Source organism: Kistimonas scapharcae (assembly GCF_039540975.1).
Classification (GTDB): domain Bacteria; phylum Pseudomonadota; class Gammaproteobacteria; order Pseudomonadales; family Endozoicomonadaceae; genus Kistimonas; species Kistimonas scapharcae.
This window is the reverse complement of sequence record NZ_BAABFL010000393.1, coordinates 1-13,014: the sequence shown is the minus strand read 5'-3', so window position 1 is coordinate 13,014 and position 13,014 is coordinate 1. Positions and strand designations below refer to the sequence as shown.

14 protein-coding genes are annotated in these 13,014 nt (G+C 54.6%); 8 read left to right on the top strand and 6 right to left on the bottom strand.

Features of this window, described 5'->3' with window-relative positions; genetic code table 11:
* Nucleotides 1-18 precede the first annotated feature (18 nt).
* A complete protein-coding gene (locus ABD892_RS14620; RefSeq protein ID WP_345196588.1) occupies nucleotides 19-924 on the bottom strand; it encodes a hypothetical protein in 906 nt (301 codons plus the stop codon).
* A gap of 511 nt (nucleotides 925-1,435) precedes the next feature.
* On the opposite strand from ABD892_RS14620, the gene ABD892_RS14615 reads away from it, so the two are divergent.
* A complete protein-coding gene (locus ABD892_RS14615) occupies nucleotides 1,436-2,302 on the top strand; it encodes a hypothetical protein (protein ID WP_345196587.1) in 867 nt (288 codons plus the stop codon).
* Nucleotides 2,303-2,551: 249 nt separating this feature from the next.
* Entirely contained in the window at nucleotides 2,552-3,016 is a 465-nt protein-coding gene (gene trmL, locus ABD892_RS14610; protein WP_345196586.1) for a tRNA (uridine(34)/cytosine(34)/5-carboxymethylaminomethyluridine(34)-2'-O)-methyltransferase TrmL, read from the top strand.
* 59 nt (nucleotides 3,017-3,075) lie between these two features.
* Here trmL and secB read toward each other — a convergent pair whose 3' ends face one another.
* The 4 genes from secB to ABD892_RS14590 form a co-directional block, all read right to left on the bottom strand.
* The gene (gene secB, locus ABD892_RS14605) at nucleotides 3,076-3,570 is read right to left on the bottom strand and encodes a protein-export chaperone SecB (protein ID WP_211826126.1); all 495 of its coding nucleotides are present in this window, start codon (nucleotides 3,568-3,570) and stop codon (nucleotides 3,076-3,078) included.
* Nucleotides 3,571-3,653: 83 nt separating this feature from the next.
* On the bottom strand, nucleotides 3,654-3,908 hold the full coding sequence (gene grxC / locus ABD892_RS14600) for a glutaredoxin 3 (protein ID WP_345196583.1): 255 nt from the start codon (nucleotides 3,906-3,908) through the stop codon (nucleotides 3,654-3,656).
* A gap of 26 nt (nucleotides 3,909-3,934) precedes the next feature.
* Complete coding sequence (locus ABD892_RS14595; RefSeq protein WP_345196582.1) at nucleotides 3,935-4,351, bottom strand: rhodanese-like domain-containing protein; 417 nt, start codon at nucleotides 4,349-4,351, stop codon at nucleotides 3,935-3,937.
* A gap of 104 nt (nucleotides 4,352-4,455) precedes the next feature.
* Nucleotides 4,456-5,220 (bottom strand): class II aldolase/adducin family protein, encoded by a 765-nt coding sequence (locus tag ABD892_RS14590; protein ID WP_345196580.1) that lies wholly within the window; start codon nucleotides 5,218-5,220, stop codon nucleotides 4,456-4,458.
* A gap of 128 nt (nucleotides 5,221-5,348) precedes the next feature.
* Between ABD892_RS14590 and gpmM the strand changes: the two genes are divergently transcribed.
* The 5 genes from gpmM to ABD892_RS14565 all read left to right on the top strand — a co-directional run bounded on the left by gpmM (nucleotide 5,349) and on the right by ABD892_RS14565 (nucleotide 11,253).
* Nucleotides 5,349-6,896, top strand: coding sequence for a 2,3-bisphosphoglycerate-independent phosphoglycerate mutase (gene gpmM, locus ABD892_RS14585; protein WP_345196578.1), 1,548 nt, complete (start codon nucleotides 5,349-5,351; stop codon nucleotides 6,894-6,896).
* Between the two features lie 120 nt (nucleotides 6,897-7,016).
* Nucleotides 7,017-8,162 carry a murein hydrolase activator EnvC family protein gene (locus tag ABD892_RS14580; RefSeq protein WP_345196577.1) on the top strand — a complete coding sequence of 382 codons (1,146 nt, stop codon included), beginning with the start codon at nucleotides 7,017-7,019 and terminating at the stop codon, nucleotides 8,160-8,162.
* Nucleotides 8,163-8,364: 202 nt separating this feature from the next.
* A complete protein-coding gene (locus ABD892_RS14575; RefSeq protein WP_345196575.1) occupies nucleotides 8,365-9,828 on the top strand; it encodes a S41 family peptidase in 1,464 nt (487 codons plus the stop codon).
* A gap of 180 nt (nucleotides 9,829-10,008) precedes the next feature.
* Nucleotides 10,009-10,554: a hypothetical protein gene (locus tag ABD892_RS14570; protein ID WP_345196574.1), complete on the top strand. Its 546-nt coding sequence runs from the start codon at nucleotides 10,009-10,011 to the stop codon at nucleotides 10,552-10,554.
* Between the two features lie 99 nt (nucleotides 10,555-10,653).
* On the top strand, nucleotides 10,654-11,253 hold the full coding sequence (locus tag ABD892_RS14565) for an LOG family protein (RefSeq protein WP_345196573.1): 600 nt from the start codon (nucleotides 10,654-10,656) through the stop codon (nucleotides 11,251-11,253).
* On the opposite strand, the gene ABD892_RS14560 is transcribed toward ABD892_RS14565, so the two are convergent.
* Complete coding sequence (locus ABD892_RS14560; RefSeq protein ID WP_345196572.1) at nucleotides 11,235-11,642, bottom strand: hypothetical protein; 408 nt, start codon at nucleotides 11,640-11,642, stop codon at nucleotides 11,235-11,237. The two genes, ABD892_RS14565 and ABD892_RS14560, sit on opposite strands and share 19 nt — an antisense overlap.
* A 212-nt stretch (nucleotides 11,643-11,854) precedes the next feature.
* On the opposite strand from ABD892_RS14560, the gene ABD892_RS14555 reads away from it, so the two are divergent.
* On the top strand, nucleotides 11,855-12,493 hold the full coding sequence (locus ABD892_RS14555; protein ID WP_345196570.1) for a YqiA/YcfP family alpha/beta fold hydrolase: 639 nt from the start codon (nucleotides 11,855-11,857) through the stop codon (nucleotides 12,491-12,493).
* The last annotated feature ends 521 nt before the right edge of the window (nucleotides 12,494-13,014 follow it).

Genomic DNA, 13,014 nt, shown 5'->3' with positions numbered 1-13,014 from the left:
CTTAATCCCGACAGATCTTCAGCTGATCAACTTAAGAAAGCGGCTTGAGTTGGGGCGACAACTATGTTGACAAACACCGCTACTGCCATTATTCGCATTCACCCAATCGCCTGGATTAACGGTAATGTTATTGTTTCCATTGCTGGATAAACGAACACGGTATTGAATGGCGTCACCGGCCTGTGTCAGTAAAAACGGATCGCTCTGCCCCGGTCCGCCACTGGCCCGAATGCGATAATCCCCCCCGCCTGTCACAAAGACACAGAACGGCTCCTCCTGACGGTAACGGTTATTGCTGGCATTCCGCTCGGTCAGCACCATATCGTCCAGGCCACTGATTTTGATCAGGCGGGGCAAGCGCACCGTAAAATTCACATCGCCGTGATAGCCTGCGGAATCCTGCCCGATATCCACATTGAATGAACCGGTATACGTCCCCGGATTCGCACTTTGCAGATCATCCGAAGACACTTCGAACCGCAACCATGCCTGCGAATAAGGGTCATCATTACAGGACAACGCCCCCTGTTGATCAGAGGTCAGGTTATTTGGCCCGGGTGATTCCCAGACAGACCCACCACTGACCGGGGCTCCACCGCGCCACTGGAAATTAACAGGCAATGTACTGCCACCATTTTGCAGAACGAATTCACCGTTGCTGTTATTGCCACCCATCTGAACATCGAAGACCAGCCGGTTCCATGTATTGGAATTGCTACTAAGTGATGGCGTGGTGTAGGACAAAATACAGTATTCCTGCTCCCCAAAAACGACACTTCCCGTCCCGACAATATCCTCGGCCTGAATCACAATATCCTGATTTTCAAGGCCGACAATATCAGTGCAGCGGTAACCACCGCTGATACTGTCACAATCAAGGGCTGCACTGGCAAAGCCTGACGCCAGAACAAGCCACACGGACATAACGATCAACCAGAGATGCCCATGACAACGTTTACCTGCCATCAGGTGACTGACCATCGTGTAGTGACAGTGCGGGAACGAACGTTTTTCTATTATTGTCGGACTATCACCAAGCATATATCGAGCCATCGTCGTTGATTGATCAGAAACCTCCTTTTATTCAGCTGCCAGATCGGCTAATAGCGGCTATTTTCGTGCATCCAGCCTCACACCGCATCAGCCAATACACAAAACAGCACTTCCCGCCATGACCTAAAGTGTCAGTTTTTTGCCAGCAAAGTGTCAACTGATTCACAGTTTTTCCTGTGCAACCGGTTTTTGAAATCGGCACATCACAGAAACGCCCCCCATAAAGCACCGTTTTTAATTGACGGAACAAGCCAAAATTAGTCACCATCATCCGCATGGTTGTGATTGATATGTATCTTGCAAGAACCCCATCCTTAAGAGGCCAGGCGAACGGACGCATTCATCACCCAGGTGACAGCCCCTAGCGCAGGACATCCTTTATATGAAGCTTCTTTACATGGGCGCTTTGGTGCTTGCTTATGCCTTACAAGGCCAGGCAGATCTTGTTTACAATGGCGTGGAAGAAGTTGTTATTGACGCAGACGCCCCCAGCGTAGGTGCCACCCATATAGTCGATGGCATAACCTTTTGCAGCGACACCCAGCAGACCATCTACTCTCTGCGCTTTACTGACCGGGATATATCAGGGACAGACACATTTTCGGTTCCCCCGTACAGTGCACTTTCCGGTGGCCCTCTTTATACCGCAACCCTGAAAACCAAAAAAAACGGAAACATTAACCTCACACAAAATACGGCGGCATCCGTCACCTTTGTTTCCAAATGCAAATCAAACCAACAAAACGCAACGGTTGAGCTGACCTTCAGGGATTTAAACGACCGAACCAAAACACCACCCGGCTACTATGCCAGCGTTTTGCGTATCATCAAGGCCGTGCCCGGCGGCCCTGACAAGGTCAAAGAGATCCCGATCACCATCAAAGTGGGCGACTCGGTTAAGATCAGCGGCCTGGAAGACCTGTTACTGGCAAACAACAACGGGGAATGGTCTGACGAGAACACCAATATCTGCGTTTTCAGCAGTACTGGCTCGTATACGCTGGAAGCCCAATCCAGTAACAACTGGGAACTGGTTCAAACTACCCGCATTCCCGGTATCAAATACAACGCCGTCTGGAACGGAACCCATGATCTCCATAGTCAAAACACTACCGGCGTCCTGACGGCCAACAAACATCCGGATTGCCTGAGTGGACTCCGCTCACAAATACGTATCAGTGTACCCGACACGAACATTCCACCCGGCGTCTACAATGACACCATCACACTGATCGTCCGCCCCTCATGACGTCATTACCCCTTCACTGAGATGTTTGTATCGCACCCTGTACGTCACCACCAGGCTTGTTCAAGACAGGCCATCGTTTCACTGCATGCTGAAACCACGGCCTGAGAGCAGGGCAATACATTGCCCGCCAATGGATAGCCACAGGGGACGTCATAACAACCATGGCTTGTCGATTAAAAAGACTGTTTTCGGTGTCCTGCTATCGAACATACAATGGTCTGCACCATTACCTTTTTGATGATATTTTTCATGCTCCATGTCGTTCTCTACCAGCCGGAAATCCCCCCCAACACTGGCAACATCATCCGGCTATGTGCCAACACCGGATTCAGCCTGCACTTAATCCGTCCCCTGGGATTCGCACTGGATGACAAACGTATGCGCCGCGCAGGACTGGATTACCATGAGTTTGCCGCCCTGCAACTGCACGACGGTTATGAGGATTTTCTAGAAGCGGTAAAGCCCGGAAAGGTCTACGCCCTCAGCACCAAGGGCACCACCTGCTATACAACGCCGGAATTCCAACCGGGTGACGCGCTGATGTTTGGCCCGGAAACCCGGGGATTACCCGCTGACCTCAGGGAATCACTCCCCAAAGACCAGGTGCTGCGTTTACCCATGCAGGCCGACAGCCGGAGCATGAACCTGTCCAACACCGTTGCAGTCGTGCTGTACGAATCCTGGCGTCAACTGGGATTTAAAGGCGGGATATAACTGGGAGAATATAGGCAGGAAAACACAGGCGGCATCCATACCGCCTGTGTTTGAGGGTATTACTGAACAGACTCAGCCGCGGCTTCCTGCTGGGCCTGCTGCATGGCCTGGGCATACAGCGCGTCAAAGTTGACCGGCGCCAGCATCAGGGCCGGGAAGCTGCCACGGTTGACCATGTTGTCCACGGTTTCACGGGCATAAGGGAACAGAACGTTCGGGCAGAACGCACCCAGGGTGTGATGCAGCTGCGCGGCATCCAGGTTACGAATCAGGAAGATACCCGCCTGTTCCACTTCCACCATAAAGGCAGTCTCTTCACCGTTGGTAACAGTCACAGTCAGTGACAGAACCACTTCATACAGGCCTTCTTCTTCCAGCGCTGTATTGGTGGTGTTGAGATCCAGCTTCACTTCCGGCTGCCACTGAGACTTGAACATCTTCGGTGACTTGGGCGATTCAAAGGAAAGGTCCTTGATGTAAATGCGCTGCAGGGCAAATTGCGGCTGCTGTTCCTGGCTTTGCTGCTGTTCCTGGCTTCGCTGATTGTCGGCCATGATGGTTTCCTTCTTGTAAAACCGGTTCTCTGTTTAAACGTGGGTTTGCCTGTCCGGGCAGGCCCCCGTTACGTTCGTTGCAACTAGGCGGCCAGCAGGGCATCCAGCTTGCCGGCGGCTTCGAGGGCATACAGGTCATCACACCCCCCGACATGGGTGTCGCCGATCCAGATCTGCGGCACCGAAGTGCGCCCGGCCCGTTCGGCCATGGCCTGCCTGATTGCCAGCTGACCATCCACGCTGATCGCCTGGTAGCTCACCCCTTTGCTGTCCAGCAACGCCAGCGCCCGCTGACAGAATGGACAGTAATCAGAACTGTATATGATGACGTCTTGCATGGTTTTCTTATATGACCAACGTGTTATCAGGCCTTGACCAGCGGCAGGTTTTCGCCCTGCCAGGTACCCAGGCCGCCCTTCAGACGTTTGACATTGGTGAAGCCTGCATCCATCAGCTGCTTGCCCGCGGCGCCGGCATGCTGCCCCATGGTGTCGACAACCACGATCGGCCGCTCCTTGTACTTGTCCAATTCAGACAGGCGCTCTTTCAGCTTGGCGGCAGGAATATTGATGGCATCAACGATATGCCCTTTGGTGAAATCCTTCTTTTCACGGACATCCAGCACCAGGGCATCGTCCCGGTTGATCAGCTGGGTCAGTTCCTGGGTGCTGATGGTCTGACCGCCCTTGCGCATCTCGGTGATCATCAGCAACACCAGCAGGACGACAAACAGGCCTACCAGCACCGGGTGGTTAACGGCAAATTCAATGAATTGTTCCATGGAAACTTTTATTCACGTACTCATCAAGAAAGCCGCAAGTATACAGGCTGGCAAAAGTTTTTCACCAGACAATCCCGCTTATGTCGGATGAATGGATATCAGGGTTAATCACGCCATGACCTGTCAGTGCGATCAAGCCTGCGCAGCAATCCTGGCCATGTCAGCATCCCCCCCTGATGCAGGGTTGCCGTCTGAATCTTCGCATAGGCATCCTGAATAACCTCATGCTCCATAGCGACCAACGATTCCCCACAACTCATAGCCTGAATCTGCATTTCACAAGCTCGCTGCGTGAAGTAAAAGTTCTGGAAAGCATCCGCCACCGTTTCCCCTGCCACCAGCACACCATGGTTCCGTAAAAACATCACATTATTATTGCCCATATCGCGTTGCAGTCGCTGGCACTCATCCGGATCCACCGCAGGACCTTCATAATCGTGATAACTGAGACTGTGATAAATAAACATGGCGTGCTGTGTCAAAGGCAACAAACCGCACTCCAGGACGGATACCGCGACTGTTGCGACCGAATGGGCGTGCAGCACACAGCAAACATCCTCCCGCGCCTGATGAATCGCGTTATGGATCACGAACCCTGCCGGATTGACCGGCCATGGTGACTCATCCACCTTTTGACACTGGCTGTCGATTTTTACCAGGCTCGAGGCGGTGATCTCATCAAACATCATGCCGTAAGGATTGATCAGAAAATGCCGCTTGATCCCGGGCAGGCGACAGGAGATATGGGTATAGACCAGATCATCCCAGCCATAGAGGGCAATCAGGCGGTAACAGGCTGCCAGATTCTGGCGCAGCTGTTTCTCTTCCTCATTGCACGCCTTTGTCATGACGGGTGTTAATACTGTCATTGCTTACTACACCTGCACAGTGCTTCACTGAAAGTGATCATAGATGCATTTCTCATCCACACCATGACAACAGGCGCGATAACCCAGTAAAATCCCCCGCAATTTTGCTCTACCGGATACCTATCGACATGACCGCCAAGCGCAAGACCACTGCCCTGATCATCCTCGACGGCTGGGGCCATCGGGAAGAGACCGAATCCAACGCCATCCTGGCCGCCCACACCCCGGTGCTGGACCGTCTGCGCCAGACCTGCCCGCACACCCTGGTGTCCGGCTCCGGCGGCGATGTCGGCCTGCCGGACGGGCAGATGGGCAACAGCGAGGTCGGTCACATGAACCTGGGCGCCGGTCGCGTCGTCTACCAGGACCTGACCCGCATCGACAAAGCCATCAAAGACGGTGAGTTCGAACAGAACCCGGTACTGGCTGACGTGATAGATCGCGCCATCTGCAATGACAAGGCCGTGCATATCATGGGCTTACTGTCGCCCGGCGGCGTCCACTCCCATGAAGACCAGATCTTCGCCATGGTCGACATGGCAGCGAAGCGCGGAGCAAAAGCGGTCTACCTGCATGCGTTCCTTGATGGTCGTGATACACCGCCCCGCAGCGCCGAAGCGTCACTGGCCAAAGCGGACGAACAACTGAAGCGCCTTGGCGTTGGCCGTGTCGCCAGCCTGATCGGCCGCTACTACGCCATGGACCGGGACAACCGCTGGGACCGCGTACTCTGTGCCTACGACCTGCTGACCGCCGGCAAAGCCGTGCATACGGCAGACACGGCGGTCGCTGGCCTGGAGGCTGCCTACGAGCGGGATGAGAACGATGAATTCGTCAAAGCGACGGCCATTGTACCTGCAGGGGCAGAGCCTGCGGTTATCTCGGATGGTGACGCCGTCGTGTTCATGAACTTCCGCGCCGACCGTGCCCGGGAAATCACCCGCGCCTTTGTGGATAAGCCGTTTGACGGTTTTGTCCGCGAACAGCATCCGGCTCTGGCAGGCTTCGTCATGCTGACCCAGTACGCGGCCACCATTAATACGCCCTGCGCCTTCCCGCCGGAAACCCTGAAAAACACCCTGGGTGAGTACATGGCCAGCCTGGGCAAAACCCAGCTACGCATCGCCGAGACTGAAAAGTATGCTCATGTGACGTTCTTCTTCAGTGGCGGACGGGAAGAGCCCTACGAGGGGGAAACCCGCACACTGGTGCCGTCACCGAACGTCGCCACTTATGACCTGAAACCGGAAATGAGTGCACCGGAAGTCACGGACAAACTGGTCGACGCGATCAGCAGCGGTGAATACGACCTGATCATCTGCAACTACGCCAATGGTGACATGGTCGGCCATACCGGTGTCTTTGAGGCGGCTGTCAAAGCGGTGGAATGCGTGGACAGCTGCGTCGGACGCGTTGTCGAAGCCCTGGAGCATTGTGGCGGTCAGTGCCTGATCACCGCTGACCACGGCAATGCCGAGCAGATGGCCGATCCCTCCACCGGCCAGGCCCATACCGCCCATACCTGTGAGTTGGTGCCGCTGATCTATGTCGGCCCCCGCAACCTGACCCTGACCGAAGGCGGCGTGCTGTCCGACCTGGCGCCCACCCTGCTGGCCCTGATGGATGATGAACAACCCAAAGAAATGACCGGCCACAACCTGGCCCGATTCACCTGACAGCCCCGGGGGCGCTACGCCGCCCCCACAGGTTTCCTCTAGAAGACTTGCCAAACACTTCCCTTGAGCCAACCGATTGATCAGGCATAATTGACCTCTGTTACAGCCGCTGTTGAATCCATGAAAACACTGACACTCCCGGTCATGCTGGCCCTGGCGCTATGCGGCCTCTCCATTACCCTGCCAGCCCGTGCAGACGCACCGGCCGAGGACAAGTCCCGGCAACTGGAGGCGGTCAAGGCCGATATCAAGAAACTGGAAAAAACCCTCAAGGGTATCCGGAAGGAGCGTTCGTCGCTGGAGCGCTCCCTGCAGACCAATGAAAAAGCCATTGGCGACCTGCACCGGGAGATCCGCACCCTTGAGCAGCGTCTCCGGGAGGGGCGCGCCGAACTAAAAAAGTTCAGTAGCCAGCGCCAGGATTTAACGCAGGAAAAGGATGCCGGACTCCAGGCGCTGATCGTCTCACTGCGTTCTGCCTATGTGGCCGGACAGGATTCACCGCTCAAGCTGCTCCTCAACCAGGAAGACCCCAGTGGCGTTACCCGACTGCTGACCTACCAGCGCTACTTTTCTGACGCCCAGCAGGCGGTGGTTGATGACCTGCACAACACCATTGACCGGCTGGCAACCACGGAAGCCTCGTTGTCAGCCACCAACCAGAAACTGGAAGACAACCACAATCAATTGGCCAACCGCCGTGACCGCCTGACCACCAGCAACCGGGAACGCCAGCAGTTACTGGCCAAACTCAAGCGGGAAGAGACCAGTAAAGGGCAGCGGCTGAACAAACTGGAACAGCAGCAAAAAGAACTGGAACAGCTGATCGCGGCCATTCTCGACATGGAGGCCTCAGCCAGCTTTGACCGCCCCTTCACCGAGGCCCGCGGAAAGCTGCCCTGGCCGGTCAGAGGCCGCATCATACACCGCTTTGGCCAGAACCGGGCGGACAGCACCATTCCCTGGAACGGGTTGTTTATCGAAGTCGCACAGGGCACTACCGTCAAAGCACCCTGGCACGGACAGGTCATCTTTGCCGACTGGCTCAAAGGATTCGGTTTGCTGGTGATTCTGAACCACGGCAACAATTACATGACACTGTACGCTCACAACCAGGCTTTGCTGCGCAATGTTGGCGACTGGGTATCTGCCGGTGATGCCATCGCTGAAACCGGCGCCACCGGTGGTAATAATGACACGGGACTGTATTTTGAACTGCGTAAAAATGGCAAACCCATTAATCCGTCCTCCTGGCTTGTCCGGTAACCACACGACAGATTATTTCGATGGACTAGTCCCGTTTACTGATAACGCTATACTTTTTTTATTGCCGATGGCTCATAGCGTGAAAAGAGCGGTTAAAACGACAGAAAACCGCTGTTACACCCCATAAAATCGGCCAGACAGATGCCACCCAGCCCGGGCGACCATGTTTCCAGGGTAACAATAAAGTAAGCAGGAGCTTTTGATGACAGCCAGACGCCTAATGCCCGCCCTGAGAACAGGCAGTCTTGTGCTGGCCCTGATGGTCAGCACCCACTCTGCCAACCTTCTGGCTGACGAACCGGCACAACCCGCTCAGGATGCTGTACCTACCACGGTCGAGGCGGAGCAGCCCCAGGCAGTCCAAGGCAAGCTGCCGCTGGATGAGCTGCGCATCTTCACCGAGGTCATGCACCGCATCAAAACCGCTTATGTGGAAGACATTGACGACAAAACCCTGCTGAACCACGCCATCAAGGGCATGCTGGAAGGCCTGGACCCTCACTCCACCTACCTGGAACCCAGTGATTTCAAGAATCTTGAAGAAAGCACCTCCGGCGAGTTTGGCGGCCTCGGGATTGAGGTCAGCCTGGAAGACGGCCTGATCAAGGTCGTCTCCCCGATTGATGACACCCCGGCCCAGCGTGCGGGGGTTGAAGCCGGCGACCTGATCATCAAACTGGATGACAAGGCGGTCAAGGGCATGTCCCTGAAAGACGCCATCGACATGATGCGCGGCAAGCCCGGTGAAGCGATCAAGCTGACCATCATCCGGGAGGGCGGAAACAAACCACTGGAACTGACCGTGGTACGCGACATCATCAAGGTACTCAGTGTCCGCCAGCGCGTGCTGGAGCCCGGCTATGGCTACATTCGCCTCAGCCAGTTCCAGATGGACAGCGGCAAGGAAGTCCTCAAGGCCATCGACAAGCTGAAAGACGAGCAGGGCGACCAGCCCTTGAAAGGCCTCGTCCTTGACCTCCGTAACAACCCCGGCGGTGTGCTGCAGGCTGCCGTGGAAGTCGCTGACGCGTTCCTGTCTGACGGGCTGATCGTCTACACCAAGGGCCGGATGGGCAATACCGACATGAGCTATAGCGCGAACCCGGACGATCCCTCCAACGGCATCCCCCTGGTAGTCCTGATCAACAGTGGTTCCGCCTCAGCCTCAGAGATCGTGGCCGGTGCCCTGCAGGATCATCACCGTGCGGTGCTACTCGGCACCCGTTCCTTCGGCAAGGGTTCAGTACAAACCGTACTGCCACTGAGCACGGACGAGGAACGCGGACTGAAACTGACGACGGCGCTCTATTACACGCCCAATGGCCGCTCCATCCAGGCAGAAGGTATTAAGCCGGATATCCAGGTTGACCTGGCCCAGGTGACTCACAATCGTACTGAGAACACCGGCTACCGCGAAGCTGATCTCCAGGGCCACCTGGAAAATGGCAACGGTAAGAAAGGTAAGCCGGCCAAAGGCAAGAAAGACGACGCCAAATCAGAAAAACCCCTGGACGAGCGCGATTATCAGCTCAGCCAGGCGCTGAATATCCTGAAAGGCATGCATATCAGCCGACTGAAAGCTGATCAAAGTGACGCCACGCTGATCACGCCTTCAGCACAGGCTTCAGCCGATACGGCAGAGCAAACGCAAGCCCATCACCCCTGAGGAAAGCGTACTCATTGAAAAGATTCACGACGGATAATAACTACTATCCGTCGTTTTTATTTCAGCCTTTCAAATCATAAGAAACACCTCGTCAAACACGCTAAATGCTGTGACTCTGTGCAATAGATAACAATACGGCCTCAATAAGGCGTTGAAGCAAGCGGTAACCGGGGGGGGAATATGGGCAAACCCTACAACAGGAAAAAAGTACAACAACAGGCTTTTATTGGCTGGTTGATTATCGCTGCCGGTTTCGCCGTCCAACTGTTACTGGAAACCTTCCTGTGGAATGAAAGCCGGCCTGATATGGCCGGTTACCTCATTGGTATTCCCTTTGCCATTGGGGGAATCCTATTCCTCCATGCCCTGCTGACATTCATGACCGGCAAGGAGCATCACCCCTTGCACCATCGGGACGAGGACGTCAGCGACCCGTATCAGGCGAACATGGTGCGGATACGCCGTCATTTCAAAGTATGCGCCCTGGTTTTTCTGGTAGGCGGGGGGCTGTTTGCGACTTTTATCATCACAAAAATTGCGTTTTTCTCCGTTGGTTTTTTCATTCTCTTCGTAGGTGTTTTCTGCCTGATGTATGGCTATCACCAATGGGCGCGCTGCCCGGCCTGCCGATACTTGCCGACGGAATCCACGGGCGGGAATCACCAGCGGATTCTCCTTGATCTCACGTACTGCCCGCATTGTGGTGCCCGAATGGGAAAGGATTAACCCTTAACACACATGCTCCCTCTGCCTTAACACTGCAGTCTATCAGTCGCTTCTGATACCATCGCCACAAAATCTCATCGAACAGGTATGTTTGTTTCCATGACCTCACCGTCTCCCCTAAAAACCTTATGCGTGTATTGCGGCGCCAATCCAGGCCGCAACCCACTATTTTCTGAACAGGCATTGGAGCTGGCAGACCACATGGTCGAACGGGGCATTACCCTGGTTTACGGTGGCAGCAAAGTGGGCCTGATGGGCAAGCTGGCGGATCGTGTAATGACCAAAGGCGGAGACGTCATTGGGGTGACAACACAACACCTGATGAGCCATGAAGTCGCCCATAGCGGCCTGACCACCCTGCATGTTGCCGACACCATGCATGAGCGTAAAGCCAAAATGCTGGAGCTGTCGTCTGCAGTGGTGGCGCTGCCCGGTGGTTTCGGCACGCTGGACGAGCTGTTTGAAGCACTGACACTGGCGCAACTTCGCCGTTACCAGGCACCTTGTGGTTTATTAAACACAGACCATTACTACGACCAACTGATTATCTTTTTGCGGCATGCAGAACAACAGGGGCTGTTGGCAGCTCAGAACCTGGCTCTATTAGAGGTAGCGGAAACGCCGGAAACATTGCTCGACAGGCTTGAGCTGTACGCCCAGAAACCTGCCGATGACAAGATCTATTTCGTCACGAACTGAGAGTCACTCAGGTAGCGATCAAGATCCACCCGGGTAGAACTATCCCCCAGCGCATCACGGATAGCGGTCAGCATGTCGAACACCATCGGGCAGGCATGGCCGCCACTTTCAATGGGACTGGAATACTGCGGATCATCCAGATCCTCTTCCTTGAGGATGGTATGGATATGCTTCGGGAGGTTGTAGTAAACATCCTTGCGCATCGAAAACTGCTTGTGATGGGTTTCCCCGTTCATGTGGATTTTTTTATGATCCACCTCGACATCCACAAACACATAGTCGCCACCTACCCCCTTGACGACACGGCAGTCGATATCCATTTCTGCAACAATCTTGGCATCGGAGATTCTTGAAATCACCGCATGCCGGTGTATGACACTGTTTGCCATAACTGCCTCCCGGCTTAGCGATTTTGGGTATGAGAGGCTTCAATAAGACAACTTCTCATGCTTCAACAGTAAAAGTTTAGCTGCGTCAAAGTCGGCTTTTTTGAACCATTTGACATATCAACGACCGATGACATAACGGGGTTTTGACGGGCCGGGTTGTCATTGGTGGCGGTATCGCATAGCCTCAGGGTTTTGACCACAGCAGGAACGGCATGGCACCCGCAAAGCCCCTGATCATCTACATCCACGGTTTTAACAGCTCCCCCGCATCGCACAAGGCTCAGACCTTCCAGAACTATGTTCAGGCTCACGACCTGCCCTGTGAACTCTGGATTCCGGAGCTGCCGGTATGGCCGGGGGAAGCCGCGCGGATGCTGCTGCAACGGGCGCTGGAAGCCGGTATTTGCCGGCCGGTGCATATCATCGGCAGCTCCCTGGGGGGCTATTACGGCACCTGGCTGATGGAAAGCATCCTCGACCATTGCCCCGATTGCCCGGTGAAACTGGTGTTGATCAACCCGGCCGTGCGCCCCTATGACCTGTTTGAAGATTACCTGGGACCGCAGAAAAACTATTATTCCGACGTTGAATATGAACTGACCCAGGAGCATGTGGACCAACTGCGTCACCTGGAGATCGAAACCCTCAGCCGCCCCGACAATATCCTGCTGCTGGTACAAACCGGCGACGAAACACTGGATTACCAGCAGGCTGTCGCCCGCTATGCCGAATGCCCGGCACGGATCGATGAAGGCGGTAGCCACGCCTATGACGGCTTTGAAACCACCATTCCCGTTATCCTGCAATTTCTCAGCGCACACTATGTGGCAGCGGTCAGTCTTTCCGGATAGCGTCCCCTGAGCCGCTGCCTGTCGTTCAAACTGTTTTTGATGGATGTCTGAAATGGCATGCATCATCTTACCCGTGGCACAGCATACGCTAACCTGAAAGTCCTTAAATGGCAGAGTCTCGACACTTCAAACAGTTAAAAAAACGGCAAAAGCCCCATATACACGACAAATAACCATTAATTTAAACGGAACCATAGAACCACATTTTTAAATATGCTTAGATAGGCCGCAAAAGCTGAACATAAGTACAACAAAGAGCTATTGAGGCCCCTGCTCCCCCCACGGCGCATTCACGCCGGGTTAACCTTCGGGCGGTAGCGTGCCTGACGTTTGAAGTGCATCAACGGGACTATGGACACCCCGCCCTCCCTTGTTAAGGACATGTGTGTAAATCATCGTAGTATTCACATTGGCGTGGCCAAGCAGTTCCTGCACGGTGCAGGGAAAGATCATGAAAGGCCTTGCTATCATTGACTTCGCGGGCAATTGACCGCCACCAACACTTTTTCTTTTTAGCCATG